18 protein-coding genes, 1 tRNA gene and 2 pseudogenes are annotated in these 23,076 nt (G+C 59.5%); 7 read left to right on the top strand and 14 right to left on the bottom strand.

The window, feature by feature from the left end; genetic code table 11:
* Positions 1-61: 61 nt before the first annotated feature.
* Entirely contained in the window at positions 62-244 is a 183-nt protein-coding gene (locus ACVWYI_RS17160; protein ID WP_456662703.1) for a hypothetical protein, read from the bottom strand.
* Positions 245-534: 290 nt separating this feature from the next.
* Here ACVWYI_RS17160 and ACVWYI_RS17155 point away from each other — a divergent pair, with 290 nt between their 5' ends.
* Positions 535-1,194 (top strand): hypothetical protein, encoded by a 660-nt coding sequence (locus tag ACVWYI_RS17155; protein WP_456662702.1) that lies wholly within the window; start codon positions 535-537, stop codon positions 1,192-1,194.
* Here the strand turns inward: ACVWYI_RS17155 and ACVWYI_RS17150 are convergent.
* Positions 1,173-1,577: a hypothetical protein gene (locus tag ACVWYI_RS17150; RefSeq protein WP_456662701.1), complete on the bottom strand. Its 405-nt coding sequence runs from the start codon at positions 1,575-1,577 to the stop codon at positions 1,173-1,175. The two genes, ACVWYI_RS17155 and ACVWYI_RS17150, sit on opposite strands and share 22 nt — an antisense overlap.
* Positions 1,578-1,753: 176 nt before the next feature.
* Positions 1,754-1,957 (bottom strand): hypothetical protein, encoded by a 204-nt coding sequence (locus tag ACVWYI_RS17145; protein WP_456662700.1) that lies wholly within the window; start codon positions 1,955-1,957, stop codon positions 1,754-1,756.
* 219 nt (positions 1,958-2,176) lie between these two features.
* On the opposite strand from ACVWYI_RS17145, the pseudogene istA reads away from it, so the two are divergent.
* The 4 genes and pseudogenes from istA to ACVWYI_RS17125 all read left to right on the top strand — a co-directional run.
* Positions 2,177-3,667, top strand: a pseudogene (istA, locus tag ACVWYI_RS17140) (IS21 family transposase); the annotation flags it as partial.
* Between the two features lie 8 nt (positions 3,668-3,675).
* Complete coding sequence (gene istB / locus ACVWYI_RS17135; protein ID WP_456661642.1) at positions 3,676-4,539, top strand: IS21-like element helper ATPase IstB; 864 nt, start codon at positions 3,676-3,678, stop codon at positions 4,537-4,539.
* Positions 4,540-4,713: 174 nt separating this feature from the next.
* Positions 4,714-5,109 carry a hypothetical protein gene (locus ACVWYI_RS17130; protein WP_456662699.1) on the top strand — a complete coding sequence of 132 codons (396 nt, stop codon included), beginning with the start codon at positions 4,714-4,716 and terminating at the stop codon, positions 5,107-5,109.
* Positions 5,110-6,058: 949 nt separating this feature from the next.
* Positions 6,059-7,291, top strand: coding sequence for a hypothetical protein (locus tag ACVWYI_RS17125; RefSeq protein WP_456662698.1), 1,233 nt, complete (start codon positions 6,059-6,061; stop codon positions 7,289-7,291).
* 239 nt (positions 7,292-7,530) lie between these two features.
* Here ACVWYI_RS17125 and ACVWYI_RS17120 read toward each other — a convergent pair whose 3' ends face one another.
* From ACVWYI_RS17120 to ACVWYI_RS17105, 4 genes are all read right to left on the bottom strand, one after another.
* Positions 7,531-7,794, bottom strand: a complete 264-nt coding sequence (locus tag ACVWYI_RS17120) for a hypothetical protein (protein ID WP_456662697.1) — start codon at positions 7,792-7,794, stop codon at positions 7,531-7,533.
* 16 nt (positions 7,795-7,810) lie between these two features.
* A complete protein-coding gene (locus ACVWYI_RS17115) occupies positions 7,811-9,172 on the bottom strand; it encodes an ATP-dependent nuclease (RefSeq protein WP_456662696.1) in 1,362 nt (453 codons plus the stop codon).
* Positions 9,173-9,782: 610 nt separating this feature from the next.
* Positions 9,783-11,345: a caspase family protein gene (locus ACVWYI_RS17110; protein ID WP_456662695.1), complete on the bottom strand. Its 1,563-nt coding sequence runs from the start codon at positions 11,343-11,345 to the stop codon at positions 9,783-9,785.
* Positions 11,346-11,518: 173 nt separating this feature from the next.
* The gene (locus ACVWYI_RS17105; RefSeq protein ID WP_456662694.1) at positions 11,519-12,082 is read right to left on the bottom strand and encodes a hypothetical protein; all 564 of its coding nucleotides are present in this window, start codon (positions 12,080-12,082) and stop codon (positions 11,519-11,521) included.
* Between the two features lie 810 nt (positions 12,083-12,892).
* Between ACVWYI_RS17105 and ACVWYI_RS17100 the strand changes: the two genes are divergently transcribed.
* Both ACVWYI_RS17100 and ACVWYI_RS17095 read left to right on the top strand, forming a co-directional pair.
* Positions 12,893-13,750: a DUF4268 domain-containing protein gene (locus ACVWYI_RS17100; RefSeq protein WP_456662693.1), complete on the top strand. Its 858-nt coding sequence runs from the start codon at positions 12,893-12,895 to the stop codon at positions 13,748-13,750.
* Positions 13,751-14,489: 739 nt separating this feature from the next.
* On the top strand, positions 14,490-15,284 hold the full coding sequence (locus ACVWYI_RS17095) for a hypothetical protein (RefSeq protein ID WP_456662692.1): 795 nt from the start codon (positions 14,490-14,492) through the stop codon (positions 15,282-15,284).
* Positions 15,285-16,065: 781 nt separating this feature from the next.
* Here ACVWYI_RS17095 and ACVWYI_RS17090 read toward each other — a convergent pair.
* The 7 genes and pseudogenes from ACVWYI_RS17090 to ACVWYI_RS17060 all read right to left on the bottom strand — a co-directional run bounded on the left by ACVWYI_RS17090 (position 16,066) and on the right by ACVWYI_RS17060 (position 23,008).
* Positions 16,066-16,139, bottom strand: a tRNA-Gln gene (locus ACVWYI_RS17090).
* Between the two features lie 167 nt (positions 16,140-16,306).
* Positions 16,307-17,278, bottom strand: a complete 972-nt coding sequence (locus ACVWYI_RS17085; protein ID WP_456662691.1) for a Bug family tripartite tricarboxylate transporter substrate binding protein — start codon at positions 17,276-17,278, stop codon at positions 16,307-16,309.
* Between the two features lie 59 nt (positions 17,279-17,337).
* Positions 17,338-18,468 carry an iron-containing alcohol dehydrogenase gene (locus tag ACVWYI_RS17080; RefSeq protein ID WP_456662690.1) on the bottom strand — a complete coding sequence of 377 codons (1,131 nt, stop codon included), beginning with the start codon at positions 18,466-18,468 and terminating at the stop codon, positions 17,338-17,340.
* 16 nt (positions 18,469-18,484) lie between these two features.
* A complete protein-coding gene (gene pdxA, locus ACVWYI_RS17075) occupies positions 18,485-19,519 on the bottom strand; it encodes a 4-hydroxythreonine-4-phosphate dehydrogenase PdxA (protein ID WP_247345738.1) in 1,035 nt (344 codons plus the stop codon).
* Positions 19,516-20,622: a four-carbon acid sugar kinase family protein gene (locus ACVWYI_RS17070; RefSeq protein ID WP_247446780.1), complete on the bottom strand. Its 1,107-nt coding sequence runs from the start codon at positions 20,620-20,622 to the stop codon at positions 19,516-19,518. The genes pdxA and ACVWYI_RS17070 overlap by 4 nt, the downstream gene beginning before the upstream one ends.
* Positions 20,619-22,064 carry an FAD-binding oxidoreductase gene (locus ACVWYI_RS17065; protein ID WP_456662689.1) on the bottom strand — a complete coding sequence of 482 codons (1,446 nt, stop codon included), beginning with the start codon at positions 22,062-22,064 and terminating at the stop codon, positions 20,619-20,621. The genes ACVWYI_RS17070 and ACVWYI_RS17065 overlap by 4 nt, the downstream gene beginning before the upstream one ends.
* A gap of 22 nt (positions 22,065-22,086) precedes the next feature.
* Positions 22,087-23,008 (bottom strand): annotated as a pseudogene (locus ACVWYI_RS17060) (dihydrodipicolinate synthase family protein).
* Positions 23,009-23,076 lie beyond the last annotated feature (68 nt).

The raw sequence follows: 23,076 nt of genomic DNA, 5'->3' as shown, positions 1-23,076 counted from the left end.
AAGCCGCGACCGCGAGAGCGCACTTGCGATCTGTAGTCCGGCCACGCGTCATTGGTCATGATCAACGCCTCCGCTTCGCCGTGAGCCTTTTGATGCGAGGATCTTCGCACATTTGACGGCATGCAGCCTTAATCACCGCCGCTTGCAAGCGCTCGTTCTCTTCGAGGAAGTCGTGGAATTCGTCGGCGGGCACGAGGTCATTGTAGGTCGAGATCGGAATGAACGTTCCGAGGTCGGTGGACATCTGTCAGCCCCATGTTGGTGATGCAAGGGAAGCGAGGTGCGCGATTTGCGATTCGCCGGCAAGTGAAGCGGATTCGATAAAACCGAAAAGTAAGTGATCGCTGACGCGGCGATTAGAGTCAAAGCAGAGGCTTCGGTCGCGGAACTTCATTTTTCGATTAGTCAACGCTTACACCCTTCTTACTTCACTACCGCAAGAGCTTCGCGTTGAGATTCGCGTTGCGGTTGTTAGGCTTTCGGATTACGATCCGAATGTTTTTCAAAGGATTATACTCGGCATGGGAGTAAGTCATGTCGCGCTGTGGAGCTTTTCTCCTAGGAGCCTTTGGCGGATTATTGCCAATATTGGTCAGTGTGCTCTCGATTGATCTCGCACCGATCATTGATCATCCGGATGCCCTCACTCTCGGGAATTACGTTGGATATGGGATTCGGGTGGCAGTGTTGCTGCTTCTCGGTGGCATGATGGCGCTGCTTAACGGCGACGTGAAGCAGCCGTTCGCAATAGTGCAGCTCGGGATTGCTGCACCCGCGCTCATCACGTCTTTCATCAATGGTGCCACTGTGAGGCCAAATGTGACGGAGCACGCATATTTCTCAGTGGTCTCGGTCGCCCACGCTGAAGTCTTTTCTTCAAAGTCGAAAAGATTGCATTTAGCAGGCGGACTGAATCTAGATGACGTGACCGCCGGCTTTGGGAGGCGACTAGATGGCGTAGCAGCCGCGAACAGGGCAAATCAGTCGCCGGAGCTGCCAAATCCTGTGCCCGGAACCCCGCCTGGTTCGTTTACGCAGGCGGTGCCGCCGTCCTCAATCCCTCCGGTCCCGCAAGGCTACAGCAACTTCTGCATCACGCCCGCCGGGAGGATTCCGGGATCGCCCGCACCGATTGGTAGTCCGTGCAGTGTGATGAGTGTTGCAGGGCCCGTCTACGGCTTCGTGGGCCAGTAGGTCTCGCGCATAATCCGCCGCATCTCACTGTAGGTCCATTGCGCGTCCTGTTGCAGCGGCCGGGTCATGGTGAAGGTAGGGCCAATCTTAGCCGACACGCGGCGCAGATTGCGCGTGGCATAGGTGGCCCAGCCGTCGTCGTGTGCGGAACGATCTTGATCTGGAATTGCCGGCCGCGCGGCCGGCGCCTCGCCCCAGGCCCGGCGCATGCCCCCTTTCAGAACCTCGTTCTCGGTAACGGCACTGAAGGCGCCGTGGATATGCAGCCGGCCATCCCAATCGCGATCAATGCAGAACCAATACGGAAGTCGGATGCCAGCCCGGGACAACTCCTTGTCAAAGGACCGCTTTAAGGACTCCAGGAAGCCCCGTGGATGACTCACGGCTTTGTCCCGCGCCTTCTGAGTCAGGTTGAAGGGGTTTCTCTGCGATCTGAAGGGCCGCTGTCGCGGCCACGGCGCTGACTACGTCACCGGTATGAACCCACACGGGTATGTTGCCGTTGGAGGGCGTTACACAGCTGTCGATAGAGAGTTTAGAGGGTGTGGGGGTGTGCAACTTAAGTCTCGCCTTCCAGCAAATCGGCAGGAACGCGGAAAGCGGCTATTTTTTGAGGGTTTTTTTGTCTTTGAAGGCGGACGGGCGAATCCGCTGCGGGATTTTTTTTGACCGGTTTTTGGGTTCGGTTATCCTGCAACGGCGCTGCAAGTGCGCTCGCCACGCTATACTGTTCTTGCTCGGACGTTCTCTTAAGCAACGGCACGTTCGGTCCTCCAGAAAGCCATCGTCCCGCCGGGCGGCGGCTTTCGTATTTGGTGCTCAATCCCGCTCTATCAGTCTGCTGAAAAACCCCCTCGCCAGGGAGGGGTGTCATTCGGCCTGCAATATTGACCCCCTAAGCCGGGGGATCGGCGTCCAAAATTGACCCCCTACAGGTTGGTCTGTTGCGCTGCCTGCTTCGTAACAAAGCAGGTGGTGGGGGATGCTGATCGTGGAGACGATTGCCCGGATCCGGCGCGAGCACTTCATCAAGGGCAAGACGATCAAGGAGATCGCCCGTGACCTGAAGGTGTCGCGGAACACGGTCCGGAAGGTGCTGAGGTCGGGAGAGACCTCATTCGAGTACGAGCGGCAGGTGCAGCCGCGGCCAAAGCTCGGACAATGGGCAGTCGAACTTGACGGGCTGCTTGCGTCGAACGTGACTAAATCCGCTCGTGAACAGTTGACGTTGATCCGGATCTTCGAAGAGCTGCGCGGCCGCGGCTATGACGGCGGTTACGATGCGGTGCGGCGTTACGCCAGGCGCTGGAGCAAAGAACGCGGGCAATCGACCGCAGCCGCTTATGTTCCGCTGAGCTTTGCCCCAGGCGAAGCCTACCAGTTCGACTGGAGCCACGAGGTGGTCTTGCTGAGCGGCACCACGGTGATGGTGAAGGCCGCCCATGTCCGGCTCTGTCACAGCCGCATGCTGTTCGTGCGAGCCTATCCGCGGGAGACGCAGGAGATGGTGTTCGACGCCCACGACCGGGCGTTCGCCCTGTTCAAAGGCACCTGCACTCGCGGCATCTACGACAACATGAAGACCGCGGTAGAGACGATCTTCGTCGGTAAAGGGCGTCTCTACAACCGCCGCTTCTTGCAGATGTGCAGCCACTATCTGGTCGATCCGGTCGCCTGCACGCCAGCGTCGGGCTGGGAGAAGGGGCAGGTCGAGAACCAGGTCGGGCTGGTCAGGGAACGCTTCTTCACGCCGCGGCTGCGGTTCAAAAACCTCGACGAGTTAAACGCCTGGCTGCTCGACAAATGCATCGCCTACGCCAAGGCTCATCGCCATCCGGAGTTGGTTGATCAGACGATCTGGGACGTGTTCGAAGCCGAACGCCCCAAGCTCGTTCCCTATGCCGGCCGCTTCGACGGCTTCCATGCCGTGACGGCGTCGGTCTCGAAGACCTGCCTGGTGCGCTTCGACAACAACAAGTACTCGGTCGCAGCCAGCGCAGTCGGACGACCGGTCGAGGTTCAAGCCTATGCCGATCGCATCGTGATCCGTCAGGATGGACGCATCGTTGCCGAGCACCCGCGATCCTTTAGTCGCGGCGATACCGTCTACGACCCCTGGCATTATGTGCCGGTGCTCGTCCGCAAACCCGGCGCCCTGCGCAACGGTGCTCCCTTCAAGGACTGGGTGCTGCCGGCCGCGATCGAGCGGATCCGGCGCAAGCTTGCCAGCACCGACGATGGCAATCGGCAGATGGTCGACATCCTCAACGCGGTGCTGACTGACGGTCTCCCCGCGGTGGAAGCGGCCTGTGCCGAAGCGCTCAGTCACAGCGTCCATTCCGCAGATGTCGTTCTCAATATCCTGGCCCGGCAACGTGAACTCGCCCCACCGGCCAACATCATGACGCCGGCCGCACTGACGCTCCGTCATGCACCGATCGCCGATTGTGCCCGCTACGACAACCTCCGGAGGACCATCTGATGGAACGAACCCAAATCTTCGACCTCATGGGCGAACTCAAGCTCTATGGCATGAAGGCGGCCTTCGACGAGATCATGGCGATCGCTGTCAAACGCCAGCACGAACCTCAGCGCATTGTCGGCGACCTGCTCAACGCCGAGATCAATGAGAAGCAAGCCAGGTCGATCAAATACCAGCTCACCATTGCCAAGCTGCCACTTGCCAAGGACATCGCCGACTTCCAGTTCGATGGCACGCCAATCAATCAGACTCTCGTCAATGACCTCGCCGGCGGCGGCTTCATCGCCCAGCAACGCAACGTCGTACTGGTTGGCGGCACCGGCACAGGCAAAACCCACCTGGCCATTGCCATCGCCAGAAGCTGCATCCGCGATGGCGCTAGAGGACGCTTCTACAACGTCGTCGACCTCGTCAACCGGCTCGAGACCGAGACCCGCAACGGACGGCAAGGACGGCTCGCCGAGCATCTGACCCGGATGGACTTCATCGTGCTGGATGAACTCGGCTATTTGCCCTTCGCCCAGTCGGGTGGCCAGCTTCTGTTCCACCTCGTCAGCCGGCTCTATGAGCGCGCCTCCGTCATCGTGACGACAAATCTCGCCTTCGGCGAATGGCCGAGCGTGTTCGGCGACGCCAAGATGACCACCGCGCTGCTCGACCGGTTGACCCATCACTGTGACATCGTCGAGACCGGCAACGACAGCTGGCGGTTCAAAAGCCGAGACGACGATCACGCCACCCGCGCTCGTCTCGCCTCCGCTATCCCGGCCAGCTCCGACGAGACGAGCGCTACCAGCAAACATCGCCGCGCAAAGGGGTCAAAATTGGACGCCGATGAGGGGTCAAAGTTGCAAGCCGATTGACATGCAGTGCTTTCTACATCCCCTAGAGGGGGTAGCTCGTCTCAAAAACCCCTTGTATTGAAGCCTTTTCGCAACTTTTTTCTTTTTGTCCGTTGCGCATCTACTTGCGCATAGCTAGATCAAAATTGTTGATCGCGATCGATGCGACAACGAACAAGAGAAAGGACAGCGGACATGCTGAAGAATGCGACGGATGCGGACATCCACTGGTTTGTCGGATTGTTTGAAAGCTTCGGTGCGATACAGATCGCCAACAAGGCGGAGAAGCCGACGCTCGTTTTGGAATTCAAGACGGCTTATTTGGACAAGCTTTGGCAGATATGCAGAGCACTAGGATATGAAGGCTCACCATCCGGTCGTCGAAACCCAACTGGTCACTCAGTGAGGCCACAGTACATTCTGCGCCTCAGTGGCACACACTATGCAATGATCGAGAATTTGCTCGTAAAGCTTCTTCGCACAGGAAAGCGGGAGATGTTCGCCCAGCGTCGCGCTGAACTTAGGGCGTTGCGCGAGGGCCTGGGCTTGTCTGGGGGCAAATATCTCATTGATGCAGCAGAGAAAGCATAGAGCTTAGCAATGGGACGCCCTGCAAGCATTCCGGCCCGGATTCGAGCCGCGGACTCAAACTTTTTTGCCAGATGCACAGTACCCGACCGGACTACGGGCCTGGCTTGCAGGAGTCCAACCATGCTCGCCGCTGGGAAAGGACTATCCCCCTTTTTGTGCCGTCACCATTGTGATTTCAAGGCGCGCCATGGTTCGACATGGGCTCGGACGTTCTCCGGTGCCGAACTCCAGCCCTATGTCGCCTCTGCGAGATCATACGTTGCGGCAAAGACTGGGACTGATCGCGGCACCGATCTAGCACTGTTGAGGCTCCGGCAGCTTCTTGATGAAGCTGGGCCGACTGAGATCGTAACGAGACTCCGCGGAATGACGCCGGATCGGCGGGCGAGGATTGCTCTGGCGCGGATGCGGCAGGCGGGCGTCGCATCGGAGGTGATCCTCGCAAAGGCGGCTGCAGTTGCAGCTATCATTGCGGAGTACGCGACGTGCAGAACGCGAGAGTTCTTCGTGGTGCAGGTTGCCAAGGTTTGTCACCGATCGCGAAATGCATCGGGTTACCATCGAACTTGGAGGGTCGAGCACTACGATGGTCGGATATCGGAGACTTCGATCCATGCGTGGCCCCGCTCGTCCGGGCAAGTTCTTCGCGTGATGGGGCGGCTCATTGCAAGAGAGTGTGACGGGTTCATTGAGGACCATTTAGATGAGATCCTCGCGTTGAAGGTCTCCCGTTATGGGCGTCGGCCCGACTTAGAGCCGCCTTCAAAGTAGGGAATATTTTACAACTCACCTGCGCCGTTCTCTGATCACCTCGAATTCTAGGGTCCGCCGATGTTGGGCATTAGCGGGGTCACTTTTCACACTTGCCACCGAGCAGACTATGCTTCGACACAATGCGCTATCCAAAGCTTACTTCGATCCTCAACTTAGAGCAAAGACCTCTGAGTTGATGGCCGCGATTCAGGAATTCGCGGAGCACCTGCTAGTACAAGAATCCGCAATAGGCCGGCGGAGACGCGGCCGCTCTGCAAAGTCGCTCCGCTCATTCAAGCTCGCGGCGGAAGCAGTAGCTTGCAATTTCCTTGTGCTTCATCTCCTCACGGAAAGTGCCGCGCTGGCAGTGCCGCGCTCTCACAACCTGATATGGCCAGGCGGCCGGTATAAGAATCCAGCGTACGGCCAACACTTTCTCGATATAGTCGACATTCTCTGCGCGGTCGGGTTTGCGACGCGTCTGAGCACAGGGTTCCGCGTCTCCGCGAGTATCAAGAGCGATACACTAATCGTCGCAACTGATCGATTGCAGGACGCCCTTTCATTTTCCGAGTTTGGGATAGGCGCAATCTGCCGTGTCGAAGAGCCTGAGGTGCTAGTGTTGAAAGACGGGAAGGACGTGGATGGAGACGCTGCATTGATAGACTACCGTGAAACCTCAGCGACACGCCGGCTCCGGGCGCAAGTTCGGAGGCTCAATAAATGGTTTGCTTCAGGTAATATCACGCTCGTTCGTCAGGACGCGAGGCTCCGGCTGGGAGGTGCAGGTGAAGTGATCGCGCCTTTCAAGCTGTCGGCCCGGAGGATATTCAACAACGGAAGTTGGCAACAAGGTGGAAGACTAGCCGGGCCGTTTTTCTTGACAATGGAAAGGTCGGCTCGCTTTCAGCTGATGCTAATAAATTCCGAGAAGATTGCAGTCGCAGACTACGGCCAATTGTTTCCCCGACTGGCGTACGCGAGGGCCCAATGTGCTCAGCCTGAGAATGATCTCTACGACATTTCTTTGGATGGGAGCTGCCGCAGAGGGTGGAAGACCTTGCTATCGGCGCTCCTGTTTGCGCGAGGACGGCTTGGAAACTGGCCCGACGAAACTCGTCAACATTTCCCGCCAGGCACCAAACTGAAAGACGCCATCGCGCGCATTTATGAAAGGCACCATAAGATTGCGCATCTATTCGGCATCGGGTTCGGATACTCACTGATGAAAATTGAATCCGACCTCATCATCACTGTGACATCCCGTCTGTTCCAAATCGGCGTGACGGCCTGCCCAATCCACGATGCGATCATTTGTGCCCGGTCGAAAGTTGAGATCGTGCGCCAAGCGATGCAGCAACAGTTCGAGAAGATGACCGGCTCCCCATGCGCGATTGTAGAAATCGATTTTGGTGAGAAATATCAATGACTTAATTACTAGAGCCTCTCCTTTCATAGAGACACCTAAGGGGGGACCAATGAGGGTTGCCCTCTAGGCGTGCCTCCATGCGCGAGTAGATTCACTGGGAGCCCTACGGCTGGGAGTGAACAGGCTTTATAGAGGCGCGGTGAGGCCCTGACCCTGAGTCACCCGTCAAGGGCCGGGCATAGAGCGAGGTGACACCACACCCTACCTACACACCATCGAGTCGCCCATCAGGCCGGCCTCTAAGACACTAGAGCCTCTGACTTTAAGGGCAGCTTCTTTCTAATCGCGTCAAGGATATCTTTGATGAATTGAGGTACGTGTCCTTGCTGTACGAGGGCCTCGGCAATGAAACGTGCCACCAACGGTTTGTTTCGGTCGCCGGGGATACCGAGTTCAGTTCGTGCCTGCGTCTCCAACTCGCCATACAGGCCCGCCCGGATCATCTCCACATGTGCCTGGCACTGCGTCTCCCAATTACCTTGAAGAATTGCATAGTCTTCCATCACGCAGGCTGCCGGCTCATCGGCTTCTTGCAGCCGCAGTAGGCGGCATAGGGTCCGGTTGGCGGCCCTTTCCGATGGCTTTACCGCCGTCGTTGTCGAACAAGATGAAAGTGCGGATGCCGTGCATGTTGTAAAGCTGGGACAGTGTATCGATAGTGGGCTTGCCACCCGCAGATACGATCGAAATACCATGCTCGTCGAAGTCGAGGCCCTGCGCTCTGGCGAACACGGGTATTGCTTCGCGCTCGGAAGGGCCTTCGACCACGATCACGACGCGGGCGAAGAAGGCCTCAGTCATCTCAGCCGTTCGCACGTTCCTCACAAAGGCCCGCACCGATTCCACTGTCATCCCGTCACGCTCGGGGTGCAGCTCTTGGCGGGCCTTTAGGAGGTCCTGCGACGAAGCCGTTTTCACTTGGGTACAAACATCGCCCTCGTCGTCGTCGCAACGGTCTACCAGTACGATGCGGTCGCTCCGAGCGACGTCGAGGAAATGGGCGCTGTGTGTCGAAATGAAGAGCTGGTTGCCCGCTTCTGCCAGCGTCTCAAACTGCTTCATTAGGCTGCGCTGAGCATGCGGATGTAGATATAGCTCGGGTTCCTCAATGCCGAGGACGGCGTCCCCCCGGAAAGACTTCGCGAACGCTTGAAACAGCGCGAGCACAAGCACGTTGCGCACGCCTGAACCAACCTCTAACGGATTTCTAGGCACTCCTCGTTCGACAAGCGTCGGATACAGGCTACGGTAGAGATTGGTTTCTTCGAGCGTCCGAAACTCGAACGACACGTCATACCGGGCGGTCTTCAGCTGGGCTGCGAACGCCTCCTTCAGCTCCTTCTCGAAGTTCTTGTACTGGTCAGTCTGCAAGAGCCCGTGCGCGGCGTTCAGCGCGTCGCGAAGCTTGGTCAGCTGATCGCCACTATCTTTTAGGGTCTGATGGAGGTGGCGCAGGGCTTGCCCGAAGATCGACCAACGCGATGTTGAAAACTGCCTCTCGTAGTTGCGACCGGCGTCCACGTAGGCAAAGGCAAGCTCTTCCCGGACGGCATTGCTAAAAGGGCGGACAGGCCTGCCGTGATTGTCGAGCGCGTTCAGAGCGTACTGCGGTTTAGATGTGTCGAACTCGATTTCTGACACGTGCGGGTGATCTAAGCAGAGCCGGATATAGATGCTGTTGTCGCGGTTGCGCCCATAAAAATCTGAGTCTTCGAGGTTCGCGGGCATCGGCCAGCGCTCCCCGAGAATGAGGTTGACCGCTGAGAGGATATTGGTTTTGCCTGCGTTGTTCGCCCCGACAAGGATGCAGATATCCTCCGGCCAGAAGTTGACGTACTTGATCGAACGCCAGTTCGCGATTTCAACGCGGGTGATCTTCACCTAGGAATGCCCCTAGCCGAGGTCGAGGGGGCCTTTCCCCAGCCGACACCAGCTCTTCATGGGTACACGCCTTAGATGACATCGTCCAGCAGGTCCGCGGCCGCTAGGTGAAAGCCAGACCGGTCACGCGGTGTTTCGTGTGTGCTCAAAGTGACTCCTAGCTCCGGGCCATATCAGGTTAGACCAATCAGTCCCATGAAGGTCCACCTTGCCGTCAGTACCGGAGCCCCGACCTCGAAGCCATTGAGCAACAGACGCGCCGGACTTGCGAGAACTTCCAGCGTGGGCCTGCCGCGTGCACGATTGAGATAAAAAGCCTTCGGTGAGCGGCGAAGAGGTAGTGGCTCGCCGCGCCAAATAGGAGCGCAGAAGCAAACATCCCGGCAATGAAGAACACTGCCGCTTGCCAAGACAGAAGGGCCGCAGCCTCGGTGGTCGCGAAGTAGTAGATACCGGTCGCGGCCCAAAGCAGCGAGGCGATCTGATGTCTCACCGAGGAATGTGATGTTGGTAGAATGTTGCCCCGATGGAGATGCTGATCCTCAATGCGACGGGTGTGAGCGGCTGTGGTTCATCATGCCTTCGCACCTTCAAGGGCCATCGGAATTCCCTACGTTCTGCCGGCCCTGATTTGGCACCGAACGAATGCCTCGTTGGGTGGATCACTCGTGTGGCGCTTCGACCACCAACGCTTGCCATCCGGCGAGAGCCCGCCTCCATTTTGGACTGCGCAGAGACAACCCAACCGATCATGCATCCTGTCGCATCGAGAGTCCCCGCTGGGCTGTTGCGCTTGCTTCGCCGCTCGCGTTTGATCTTCGCGAACACTCGATGAGGGGGCGCTGGTCGATGTCTCCCTTGGCTTTTGGGAGCGCTCTTTACTGTTCGACGGGTCGGCGGCCAAAGGCGCGGGCTTACTCAGTTGCCATACCGGGTAGAGGTCGATCGTGGGCTTCTCAGTCGGATGGTCGGGATTAGAGTTCGCCAATCTAATCACGTTCTTCCCGTCCAGCTTTACGGCAATCGTCTCACGGAACTTTAGTGAGAAGCCGTCTCCTTCAATGTATTCGGCAAATCTGGAATATCCGGCCGGCGTTTGCTGCCAGGACACCTTTGTGGGGGGACCCCAGAGCCAGTAACCACTGGCCAACCCGGTTGCTGAAACATCAGTAATAATCAGCATCGCGTGGCGGCCTTTGCCTTTTTCCCAGCCTTGCTTGCTGGACCACACGCCAACAAACCTCGCATTCACGCCAGATGAAGCTGACCCACTGGCTAAGATGGTAAACTCCGGCATTTTCAATTGCTGCTTGGTTCCTATTGCTGTTACGCGCTGACTGTCCTCAGGCGTGAATACGCCGCGATCAGTTGCAATTGCGCTCGCGGTCGCCGCTTCCTTCGGGGCGCTGGTGTTAGTGTTGAGTGTAGACACGGTGGGCGCGGGAAGAACGGGCGAGGTGGGGACACTAGAAGCGGGAGCATTTGGAGGACTTGTAGTACCTTTAAGGTAGATCTCCTCCTTTGACAGTGACCCGTACACAAAGGGCTGCTGTTTGCGCTTGGTCGCGGTCATGACATCATCACGCACTCGACGAAACAGGAATGAGACTTCCAATCCGGGTGTCTCGATGTGCTGAAGGAGCGCTGTCGTGAATGGACTGTTTCTTCCATCGCCATCGCTGGCAGTTGTCCCATCACGAGCGGCATATGCAATGAGGACGTTATCCGTTGGCTCCGTAGGAGCTAATCCACGGACTACTGTGCGCGTGGCCAAGGACCGCTTCATTCTTGCCTCAAATGGATTGTTACGGCAGGCGTCCAGAATGACCAATCCTAGCTGTCGCGCCTTGCCGACTTGAAGATTGATTGACCTCAGACTGACTGCCTCGCTCTCAACATCTGTGTCGCTCCTCAACTCAGCGTCCGTTGGAATCAGCCAGTTTTCTCCTCCGGCTTCCATTCCATGGCCGGCATAGAAAACAAGTGCGATCACTGAGCCTTCCGCGGAACGACCAAAGTCGACTAGTGCCTTGCGTAAATCAGCAGCGGTCCCATTGCTGACCTGCGTGACCTTAAAGTCTAGGCGTTCCAAAGCACGAGCAACATCGGCCGCATCTCGTGTCGGATTGGGAAGGCTCGGTACTCGTAAGTACGCGCCGTTGCCGATGACCAATGCTACGCGCTCCGCGGCGATTGCTGGCACTGAGACCAACACGAATAGAGAAACTATGAAAATAAGACGGCTCAACTTCGTTGGCTCCGCAAGCTATATATGACTGCAATGCTCTCTGCGTGATTGCGGGAATTGAAACGCGCCATCGTATGGCCCCGCGTCCGCGGCACCCGCTATTCGTTGTAGAGGCTCTCGTACTTCCACGAGCAGTCGTAAAGCCCCTTAATAAGCTCTTGCGAATGCATGAATGTGAGTACGATAGTTGCATCGTCATCCCGCAACGTCAAAATAATCCGGTCGGACCTCGAAACAGTCGCAAAGAAATCACGGGAGATATCTGCGATGACGATAGTGTTCTTATCCTCAGCAGCGAAGAGCGCGTCGATCTCGCGAACACCGGTTCGTCCGTTGTACAGATTCATATGTGCAACGCGCTTACCCGTCTTAGCAAGGATGCTCCACTGCATATTGCGGATTATGAGCTTCGATCCTTGGGGATGGGGCTCGCGTTTGTCGCCGAACCACGATGGATGCACCGTTAGTTGGGCCAGTGAGCCGTCAGGCAGTGTGGTATTGGCAAAACAAGCAGGCGGCTTTCCTGAATTGAGCGGATACGAGGTGCCGTGAACAGCCCACGTGTTGTCGATCTGCTTCTTAAAGAACGATTCTGCCTTCTCTGCTGCAACTGAGGGGCCTGCGCAAAAGAGAAGAACCGCAAGCGCACGAATAAAACGCATAGTTACCCCGAATACGTACTGGACCTGCCGTGCTTCAGGCCGCGAGTGTATCCGCGCGACAGCCGCCCTTCCATCTCGCGTTCTAAGAACTCGTTCGCTATCAACAGCGCCTTCACAGCTTCGCGGGCATCACCTCGGCTGCGATGGCCTGATCGGCGGCGGTTTCTGGCGCTTGTGCGTCGGACTGGGGTGTTGGGGCGGTAGTGGCAGGCGTTCCTCTATCCCGCAAAATCCTTGCAAGGTTCTCATTTTGTTCTTAGCAAGTCAAGGTAAGGAGAAAACGAAAATGCGTGTGGGCGCTCATCCTCGTCGGATTTGAGTTGAGCTTTGCTTCATCTGCCAATGCACGCGCTACTCGAGCATGCCACCGCAGCGGAACGTCGCACGATTGTCAAACCGCAGTTAAACTATATCGGGAGCTAGCGACGCATGGCGTTGCACAGGCGTTTTCCAGGTTGGGTTGGCTATATCGCGTTGCATCAATGAAGGTCATAAGCCGGGTAGTTGCTCAGAGTCAGAGGGTGCCGAATAAGTATTTGCGGCCAGAGACAACGCAACATCGGAGCACGTTACAAGCAAGAGCCTAAAGTAGGCTTGGCAACGCGACTAGGACTTGCGATACAACTTTTCAGATTACAAGCTTGTTCTGCGAATCGGACTGCCGCTTGGGGAGATTAGAATTGACTGATTTGGGCGAGATAAAAAAAATTATCGCTAAGAGCGTTTGGGCGCATGAAGAGATCGACTTCACCCCCTGGCTAGCGCGAGAAGAAAACATTGCGAAGCTAGGCAAATGCGATTGGACTGGAGTTGCAGGTCGAACGAGTTGAAGTCCCGGTAGGTCCCTATTGGGCAGACATACTCGCCCGAGAACTTCGAGGCGGCTATGTCGTCATTGAAAACCAATTCGGCAAAACCGATCACGATCATCTTGGGAAAGTTCTTACGTATGCGGCGACCCTCGGGGCGAGCGCCGTCGTTTGGATCGCGGAGCGTTTTACGGATGAGCATCGGAAGGCGATCGAGTGGCTCAACGAGCACACAAGCGTCGATCTTAATCTGTACGCCGTAGAGGTTGAGCTGTGGCAAATCGATACCTCGAAACCTGCGGTGCGTTTCAATGTGCTAAGTAAGCCAACAGACATTGCACGTCAGGCAAACGTCGCAAAGTCGGCTGGACCACTAAGCGACGCCCGGAAATTGCAACTGGAATTTTGGACTGAATTTAGCAAGAAGCTGCTGGAAAGAAAGGTGCTCCAGTCTACCCAAACGCCGCAAGCACAATACTGGTTCAATGTGCCGCTTGGCAAAGCCAACATATATTTGTCGAACATCGCGAACACAGCTGACGGCCGCATCGGCGTGCGAGTGTACCTCGGAAAGAAAGTTGCGGAGGCCGCTCTTCCTCAGCTGCTTATTCACCGCTCCACCATCGAAGCTGAGATCGGGCATCAATTGCAGTGGAATGCGAATCCCGAGAATGATGACAAGATCATCTCGCTTTCTCGTGAGGCAGACCTCTATGAAAGGGAGAAATGGCCTGAGTACGTCGACTGGCTAGTTAATGAGGTGGACAAGTTTAGGAAGGCCTTCGGCCCGCGAGTGAGAAATCTGAAGCTCGCCCCGGAGATCGACCTAGAGCAAGCAAATGCTCAGCCCTCCGTGTAGGACTTCGACCGCATATGGGAACGCCGGTAAGCCGCTTATTGGTTTTTACAACCTTGGCACTTGTGACGGCAGTTGTTTGGCTCGGGGCGGCCGTGGTTCGGCTCGAAAACTATCACTACGCCAATTTCGTCGGCTCTTGTTCGCAATTCAATATCAAGGATACTCGGGAGCGAATTGAGCGCGAGGCCTGCCTGGAGAGAGCGGAAACCCGGACGAATTGGGCTTGGCACCTCGTTTACGGTCTGAAGATTCTATGAGGTCGACGAATAAGCCTGTGGGCTCCGGTCTGCTTTCCGGCGTCGTCGACGCAATTGAACTGGCAAGCATAACGACGGTCGGGTCGGGTCTGTACTTATCTTGCCTCAAAGTGACCTCGAACTTATCACCTCCACACACCCTCCGGGGCAACTTCAATTGTCCTAGATGCAAGATTGCACGGCAGCGACGGCGAGCGCCGCCTGTAATTAGATGGCTACCTTTGGGTCAGCAGCCTGCCTCAAATCGCACGCGCGACCAAATCAGAATCCAAGAGGATGCATGGTCCAAGATTCGCTTCAATTGTTAACTGACCTGGATGACATCCGCGATGCCTTTTCCGTTTGGCGAAATGCCATGGAGCAACAGGGGCCACAGGCTTGGTAGCGTTTGGTGGCTTTCCGCAGGGAGGATATACTTTCGCGGAAAGGGAAATGATTTCAAACTCGGCTTAGACCCTACTGGCGATAATTGGACTGTCGAGTTGAATGAGCCAGAGCAAGGAACAGAAAATCCTCTGTCTGGCGTGGGGCGAAATTCAGCCGGGCAACGCTATCTACTTAGGCAAGGCACGCTGCACAAGAATGCGCAATCTGCTCGCATAGAGAGCCATCACTTCGAACACCGAACTGGCCTAAAGCCCGCTATTGTAACGATAGACGGCAAGCCGGCAAAGCGGGTGTGGTTTATTGTGACGGCGCTAGATTGCCCAGCGGAGGAGATCTGTCTGAACACGGCCAACTTTGTGGATCGGTGTGGCCTCGCCAGAAGTCCAGATGGTGCGGCGGCCGCCAAAAAGGACGATGAGCGCCTCGTCGAACTATTCGGTCCGCCCGAGAAAGGTGGCAAGATCGCGGGGCAACCTACGGTTAATCGCAATGAGCGATGGCGTATCCATGGTGAAGTCTGGCAAAAGCTGAAGGCCCTCCTCAACGCGGACGGGCGTAAACTCGATAAACCCCTGCACGCTTACGGCTACGAGGTTGATGGTGTAGTCGAGGTCCAAGCTGGCAAACTGCTGCTTGAGATTAAGACCGGTGTCGCGGCGGCAGACGTTTACGAGGGCATAGGTCAGCTAACCGTTTATCCGAGGCTGTTGCCGCGGCTTTCCGGTCACCGTCGAATTCTGCTTCTTCCAGGCTCACCTAGCGACCCGCTCGTTGCAGCGGTCGGTGAATGCGGCGTTGAGCTTCATTGCTACAAATTCCAGAAAGGCGACGAGAAGGTGGATGTCTTCTTCTCCCCGGAGTTTCTCAAGCTGTGTGATCTCGGCCCCTAGCGGTGTGTCCATTCATTGCGAGCTAAGGCACGCGGCAAGCCAACCCTGACAAATCCACCGGGGTTTCCATCTGTGCCATCACTTCGCGAGCGGCTTGATGGAGCCCCCTTGCCATGTGCCCAACGCTCTTCTTGCTCTTGGCGTGGCCGGAAAACTTTAGGGACAAGTCGTGCTTCCGGATACGTAGCTCCGAGTTAGAGCGAGTCGTTCTCCGATCTCAGGAAACTCAATCGTCGCGGAACCACCCCCGGCACAACCTAAGCTGATCCGCCGTTCACCAAGCGTCTCAATTGATTTCGGTGGGAGGCATTCGCCGGTTAAGGCTCGCATTGCTTCATTGGCACTCTCGACCCTCTTGCGGACAAACGTCGAGAGGAGCTTTCCGCATCTAAACCAGACTTCAAACGATGCCCCATCGGGCCGCCTGCAAATTCGGATGTCCAAATTCTCTACGGGATTGGGAGGCAGGAGTTTGTCAATTTTGCTGGCGCAAGCAGCAGCCATGACGGGAGCAGCATCCTGCATCGACATGTTGGGTTTGAGCCCGAAGACCTCCCAATCCTTTCCTGAAGCCCCTTGGAAGGCCAGAAGGGACAACGAGAGGGTGAGCAATTTGATTGGTCGCATGGCAAGTCCAGGTTCGGTCTAGCGGCGCGTTCAACACGCCGAGCACCGAGCTTCCACCGTTGGGGGCAGGTGTTAGGGTCAGCGTTAGGGTACGCCAGTTACCCAGCACAAAAGAGTTCAACACTTTCAAGCGTTTGGGGACGCTCTCGGAAATTGGCTGGGGAACTAGGATTCGAACCTAGACAAACAGAGTCAGAGTCTGTTGTGCTACCGTTACACCATTCCCCACCGGAATAGCCGAACAAATTCAATATCTTATTGATCTGCCCGGCTGTCGCCGGAAGCGCGTTTGGCGCAAATCACGGCTCAGGCGTGGCAGCGTTCTACCCGCTCGGCTCTGGGCTGGCAAGCGCTGCGGTGGATGGGTCCTGTTAACTTGCCGCGGATCCACACGCCTAATCCAGCTTGATGTTTGCGGCTTCGATCACCTTCTTCCAACGCGCGGTTTCCGCGGCGATGTAGGCCGCGAACGGTTGGGAATCCACCGCGACCGCGGCTGCGCCGAGCTCGGCCATCTTCTGCACTGTCTCCGGCTGCTGCATGAAGGCGCGGATCTCGGCGGAGAGCTTTTCGACGATCGGCTTCGGCGTCGCCGCGGGGACGAAGAAGCCGTGCCAGGCCACGGCCTCGAAGCCGGGCAGGAATTCGGTAACGGCGGGCATTTCCGGATCGAAGGCGGCGCGCTTGGGCGTTGCGGTCGCAAGCATCGCGAGCTGGCCGGTCTTCACCTGCGGCAGCAGCAGCGGCACGTTGTCGAAGGCGAGATCGATCTGGCCACTCAGCAGATCCGTCAGCATCTGGCTCGAGCCCTTGTAGGGCACGTGCACCATCTTGGTGCCGGTCATCTGCTGAAACAGCTCGCCGGCGAGATGCTGCGAGGTGCCCACGCCGGCCGAGCCGAACGAGACCTTGTCCGGGTTCGCCTTCAGAAAGGCGATCAGCTCCGGCACGGTGCGCGCCTTGATCTTGTCGGGGTTGACGACGAGAACGTTGGGCACGACGCTGATCTGGGCGACCGGCGCCAGATCCTTGTCCGGTTGATAGCTGAGCTTCGGCCCGTAGAGCGTGGGGTTGATTGCGAGCGCGGACGTGCTGGCAAGCCCGAGCGTGATGCCGTCAGGCGCAGACTTCGCCAGCCGCGTCACGCCGAGGATCGAACCGGCGCCGCCGACATTCTCGACCACGAACGGCTTGCCGAACTTCATCTGAAGATGGTTGGACACCATGCGGGCAAAGATATCCGCGGTGCCGCCGGCAGCGAAGGGAACGATCACCGTCACCTGCTTGGACGGATAGCCGTCCTGGGACTTCGCCGGCGACGTCGCCAGCAGCACGGTTGAGGCAAGAACAAGCCACATCGATCTCATCGAAATTTCCTCTGCATTTCCTGTTGTTGATTGGCTGCCGCGCGCGTGGGCGGAGACGACTAGAACGCGACCTCGTAGATGCCCAGGATCGCATCCCGCCCGAGGTCGCGCGGATTGTTGTCGAGCAGGCGGCGAATGGCGTGCGCCTCGTCGGCCATCGCGCCGAGATCGTCCCGGGGCACGCCGAGCGCAGACAACCGCATCTCGATGCCGAGATTCCTGCAGAACCCATAAGTCGCCTCGAAGGCAAGCTTCGCATCACTCTGCGCCGGCAGTCCGAGTGCCGCGAGCACCGCCGCCGTCTTCGCCTCGGCCGCCGGCATGTTGAACGCCAGCGTGTGCGGGAAGATCACCGCGCAGGCGAGCCCGTGCGCCACATGATGGCGCGTCCCGAGCGGATAGGCCACCGCATGGCCGGCGGTCGTGTTCACCGGCCCGAGGCAATAGCCGCCGTACAGCGAGGCCAGCGCCAGACCCGCGCGCGCCTCGCGATCCCCGCCGTCAGCGACCGCGCGCTTGAGATATTGGCCGACCAGCCGGGCGCCTTCGAGCGCGTAGAGATCGATCGCCGGATGCGCCTTGCGGCTGGTATAGGCCTCGACGCAATGCGCCAGCGCATCGACACCGGTGGCCGCAGTGATCTCCTTCGGCACGGTCATCGTCAGGTCCGGATCGACGATGGCGATATCGGCGAGCATGAAGCGGCTCTGCACCGCCTGCTTGTTCCGGCTGACGGGATCGGTGACCAGTGCGCGGGTGCCGGCCTCGCTGCCGGTGCCCGACGTGGTCGGAATCTGCATCAGCGCCACGCTGCGGCCGGCCACCTTCTCCGGACCGACGATATCGGCAAAAGCCACCTCGGAGGTACAGAGCACAGCCACCAGCTTGGCGAGATCCATCGCACTGCCGCCGCCGAAGCCGATCACGAGATCGGGCTTGACCTCGCGCGCCATCGCCACGGCCTTGTCGAGATTGGGCAGGTCCGGCTCGGGCTTGACCTCGCCGAACACCTTCACTGCACCCGGCAGCGTCAGCCTGTCGACGCGGCGCGCGTTGAACGGGTCGGAGATCACGAGCGGTCGTTTGGCGCCGATGCGCTCGGCGAAGCGCGCGGCTGCGGTGATCGTGCCGCAACCGAATTCGAGGACGGTGGGGCGAAGGATTTCGATGGGTGTGAAGGCGTCGGTCATCGTGGGCTCGATCTCGTCACTTGGATGCGGAGGCGCCGGCCGCCAGCCGTTCGGCATAGTCGATGGCCTCAATCAAGCTGTGCTCGTTGGCGATGCCCTTGCCGGCGATGTCGAAGGCGGTGCCGTGATCGACCGAGGTACGGATGATCGGCAGGCCCAGCGTGATGTTGACGCCGGAGAGCTCCTGCCAGCGGCCGGTCGCGGGATCGATCTGGAAGCCGAGCAGTTTGACCGGGATATGCCCCTGGTCGTGATACATCGCTACCGCGGCATCGTACTGACCGGCGCGCAGCTTGACGAAGATGGTGTCGCCGGGCACGGGACCGACGACGTCGAGGCCGTCAGCGACCGCTTTCGCAATCGTCGGCGCGGACACGTCGATGTCCTGCCGCCCAAACAGGCCGCCCTCGCCGGCGTGCGGATTGAGCGCGGCAATGGCGATCTTCGGCTTGGCGATGCCGAGCCGCAGCAGCGCATCGTTGGTGAGGTCGATGACCATGCGCAGGCGCTCCGGCGTCAGACGCTTCGGCACGTCCTCCAGCGCCACATGGGTCGAGACATGGCTGACGCGCATGTTGCCGTGGGCGAGCAGCATCACCGAGCCGCGCACACCGGTGAGATGCGCCAGCATCTCGGTATGTCCAGGGAAATGATAGCCGGCCTTGTTGAGGGCTTCCTTGTTGAGCGGAGCCGTGACGATGGCCGCGGTCCGTCCCGCCTGCGTCAGGCGCACGCTTTGCTCGATCGCCTTGTAGGCGAAGCGTCCGCCGTCCGCGCTCAATACGCCGGGCTTGATCGGGTCGCCCTCGACGTCGGCCTGGAGGAAGCAGAGGTTCGGCCAGTCACGATCCTCAGCGCTCACTTCCGGGATCGCAATGCCGGCACTGAGCGTAGCTTTCGCGCCATCGAGCGCCGCGCCACTGCCGATGATCAACAGACGCAGATCGCCCGTCGCGATCCGGTCCTTCAGCCCGACGCAGGCCTTGACGATGATCTCCGGCCCGATCCCGGCCGGATCGCCCATGGTGATGGCAAGATGGCGAGAGGTCATGTCGGACTCTCCTTGTTGAGCAAATGATTGATGTGGAGCAGATCGCGCCAGAGCTCACTGGTGCCAAATGCGCCTGATTTCGAGATGACATCGACGCCGGCCCAGCGGCCGCCCTGCAAGATCGAGCGCGGCAATCCCGGCACGATACGTCCTGTCACCTGCAGCGCATGCGCGCCAAGGGCAACGCATGCGGCCTTCAAAGTCTCCCCGCCGGCAACGATCAGCGTGCCCGGCGGTTCAAGCGCTGCGATCAGCGCCGTCATCTCGCGAGCGATCCGCCGTGCCGCCTCGGCGCGGGTCAGACCGTCGGCGAGGGAGAACTTGACCAGCGCCACGCCGTCATCGGCCAGCTTGCGTTGGACGTGCGTCGTGCCCCCACCTTCAGCAAGCGCGACGGCAGCATCACCGCAGGCAGAAAGCTGGGAGGCGGTGGCAGCCTGATCGGAGCCGAACAGCCCCAGCACCGGCAGCTTCAACCGGCCCGGCGCATCGGCGCGATGGCTGCGGGCGAGCGCGCCGGCCAGCCCGCCGCTTCCACACCAGAGCACGGGCCCGGGCATGCGCCGTCCCATTTCGACGACATGATCGAGCTCGATATCGCTCTCGGCATCAAAAACCTGAACACCGCCTTGCGAGAGCGTATCGGCCCGGCCCTGCCGCACTTCGATGCCCTCGAGTTGCAATTGGGTCAGGAGATTCTCTCCGACCCGATGCCAGTCGCCTTGCACCGTGCGCGCAAATTGCTGGCCACCCGCGGTGCGGCGCCCCTGATAGTGGAAGGCAGGCGCGACCACGCACGACGCCCAATGGCCGCTACGCAGGCAGGCGCCGAGCTCGGCAGCCCATGCGCCGCGCAGCAGGCTATCCACCTTCTTGTAGGCGATGGTCGCCTCGCGGAGCAGCGGCGCCAGCCGTCCGACGATCTCGATGCTCTCGGCCTTCGACCGCTCGCGGCTGCCGCTGTCGATTGCGAGGCTTCCGGAATCCTGTGGAGCGGACGCTTCCGGCCAGGTGACGTTGAACGGTCCGCACAGGCCGACGAACTCCGCGGCGGTATCGAGCGCGCCGGTGAGATCGTCGGCAAGCAGGCGGACGCTTGTCATCGTCGCGTGCCTCCGACATTGAAGATCTTGCCGGGGTTCATCAGGCCCTTGGGATCGAGCGGTTGCTTGATGCCGCGCATCAACTCGATATCGAGGGGATCGGCGACGCGGGCAAGCCGGCCACGATTGGTGATCCCGATGCCGTGTTCTGCACTGATCGCCCCGCCCTGCACTGCGGTCTCGTCGTCGACGATCTCGTTGATCTCAGCCACCAGCGCGGCTGTTGCGTCCGGATCCTGGCAACGCGCGCGGTCGATCAGGGCGATCACGTGGATATTGCCGTCGCCGATATGGCCGTGCATCACGACGCGCGCATGCGGCACCGCGGCGTTGATCCGGGCCTCGACATTGGTGACGAAGGCAGCCTGACGCTCCAGCGGCACCACACTGTCGTGCGACACGACATAGCCGCTGCGCTTGTTGCCTTCGGAGACGCTGTGCCTGACCGCCCAGATCGCCTTCGCCTGCGCGAGGTTGGACGCCAGGATGACGTCTTCGGCGAGCCCTGCCTCCATCGCGGCTGCGAGCACCGTGGCGAGCGGCTCATCGAGATCGACGCCCGCGAGCGTGTCGGTCAGCTCGACGATCAGGTACCACGGCGTCGTCAGCTCGAACGGGATCGTGACATGCGGCACGGTCTCCGCGATCACCTCGATCTGCGAGCGCGACATGATCTCGAGGCTGCCGAGCCGGTCGCCGACCGCACCGCGCAAGCGTTGCATGATCTCAAGCGCCTGCTCGACGCCCTGCAATTTGAGCAGCGCCAGTGCCGAGCTGCGCGGCGGCGAAAACAGTTTCAGCACGGCTGCGGTGACGATGCCGAGCGTCCCCTCTGCGCCTATGAAGAGCTGCTTGAGCGCGTAACCGGTGTTGTCTTTGCGGAGCGCACGCAGGCCGTTCAAAATTCTCCCGTCGGGCAGCACGACCTCCAGCCCGAGCACGAGATCGCGCGTCGGCCCGTAGCGGAGCACAGCCGTGCCGCCGGCATTGGTCGAGATGTTGCCGCCGATCTGGCAGGAGCCTTCGGCACCGAGGCTCAAAGGGAAGTAGCGATCCACGGCACGGGCCGCATTCTGCACCTCGGCGAGGATGCAGCCGGCCTCCACGGTGATGGTGTTGGCGAGCGGACTGACGTCGCGCACGGCCCGCATGCGGTCGAGCCGGATCACGACGTTGGCCGTACGCTCGTCCGGCGTCGCGGCGCCGCACATGCCGGTGTTGCCGCCTTGCGGTACGATCGCGAGCTGCTTTGCCGCGCAGAACTTGACGACGGAAGAAACCTCGGCGTTCGAGCCGGGCTTCACGACGGCGGCGGCGCGACCGTGATAGCGTCCGCGCCAGTCCACCACATAGGGCTCCTGGTCGGGTCCGGACGCGATGACGTGCTTGTCGCCGACGATAGCGGCGAGCCCGGTCAACGCATCACGGTAAGGGTCGGACATCGGATCGCCTCGGCGCGTCGCGCTAGACGACGGCGGCGAATGCCGCCGCATCCGCGAGCAGCTCTTTCACCTGCCCCGGCGGCAAGGATTCCAGCGGCGGCCGCAGGCGCTGCCATGCGGCATGGCCGGTGCGTTCGGCCGTCAGCGCCTTCAACGAGGCCATCTGCGGGAAGCGCGAGACCAGTTCGCGCGCCTTGACGATGCGTGCCTGCGCCGCCTTCAGCGCCGCGTCGTCGTCGCTGTCGCCAAAGTGCTTGTAGACATAGGCAAGGTCGCGCGCGATGAGATTGGAGGTCGCGGTGATGCAGCCCGCGCCACCCCTGCGCAGCAGCGGCAACAGCAACGGATCAGCTCCGACCAGGACCGAAAAGCCGGGGAAGCGTTCGACCATCGCGGTCATGTTGGCGAAGTCGCCGGAGGAATCCTTGATGCCGGTGAAGGTGCACGGATAAGCCGCGCGCAGCCGCTCGATCAGGACATGCGAGATCGGCTGCGCCGACATCTGCGGGATATGGTAGAGCACGATTTTGAGCCTGGCATCGCCGATGCGCTGCACGACTTCGCTGTAGGAGGCGAAGATGCCGTCATCGGTGACGCCCTTGTAATAGAACGGCGGCAGCATCACCACGGTATCGACGCCGACCGAGAGCGCGTGGCGCGTCAGCGCGATGGTCTCGCTGAGCGCGGCAACACCGGTGCCGGGCAGAAGTCGCTGCGGCGCGATGCCGGCGGCGACTACCGCCTCCAGCAGTGCGGTCCGCTCGGCAGCCGAGAAGGAGTTCGCCTCGCCTGTCGTGCCGAGCAACGCGATGCGCGTCGCAGCCTACGTCGAGCAGGTAGCGGCAATGCGCGACGAAGCGCGCATGATCAGGGGCGAGCTCGGCGTCGAGCGGCGTCAGCGCGGCGGAGAACACGCCATGGGGGTGCAGTGATGATGTCGACAAACTTCCTCCGGGCGTCAAATCTCTGTTGTTCGGAATGCGAACTTTTGTTACTGGCTTGACCTGTCGTA

The sequence above is a fragment of the Bradyrhizobium sp. LB13.1 genome, from assembly GCF_054056815.1.
This window is presented reverse-complemented; position numbering and strand designations above follow the sequence as displayed.

Coding starts and splice junctions, on each gene's coding strand:
- ACVWYI_RS17160 (WP_456662703.1), bottom strand. CDS start 244: ATGTCCACCGACCTCGGAACGTTCATTCCGATCTCGACCTACAATGAC.
- ACVWYI_RS17155 (WP_456662702.1), top strand. CDS start 535: ATGTCGCGCTGTGGAGCTTTTCTCCTAGGAGCCTTTGGCGGATTATTG.
- istB (WP_456661642.1), top strand. CDS start 3,676: ATGGAACGAACCCAAATCTTCGACCTCATGGGCGAACTCAAGCTCTAT.
- ACVWYI_RS17130 (WP_456662699.1), top strand. CDS start 4,714: ATGCTGAAGAATGCGACGGATGCGGACATCCACTGGTTTGTCGGATTG.
- ACVWYI_RS17125 (WP_456662698.1), top strand. CDS start 6,059: ATGGCCGCGATTCAGGAATTCGCGGAGCACCTGCTAGTACAAGAATCC.
- ACVWYI_RS17120 (WP_456662697.1), bottom strand. CDS start 7,794: ATGGAAGACTATGCAATTCTTCAAGGTAATTGGGAGACGCAGTGCCAG.
- ACVWYI_RS17105 (WP_456662694.1), bottom strand. CDS start 12,082: ATGCGTTTTATTCGTGCGCTTGCGGTTCTTCTCTTTTGCGCAGGCCCC.
- ACVWYI_RS17085 (WP_456662691.1), bottom strand. CDS start 17,278: ATGAGATCGATGTGGCTTGTTCTTGCCTCAACCGTGCTGCTGGCGACG.
- ACVWYI_RS17080 (WP_456662690.1), bottom strand. CDS start 18,468: ATGACCGACGCCTTCACACCCATCGAAATCCTTCGCCCCACCGTCCTC.
- pdxA (WP_247345738.1), bottom strand. CDS start 19,519: ATGACCTCTCGCCATCTTGCCATCACCATGGGCGATCCGGCCGGGATC.
- ACVWYI_RS17070 (WP_247446780.1), bottom strand. CDS start 20,622: ATGACAAGCGTCCGCCTGCTTGCCGACGATCTCACCGGCGCGCTCGAT.
- ACVWYI_RS17065 (WP_456662689.1), bottom strand. CDS start 22,064: ATGTCCGACCCTTACCGTGATGCGTTGACCGGGCTCGCCGCTATCGTC.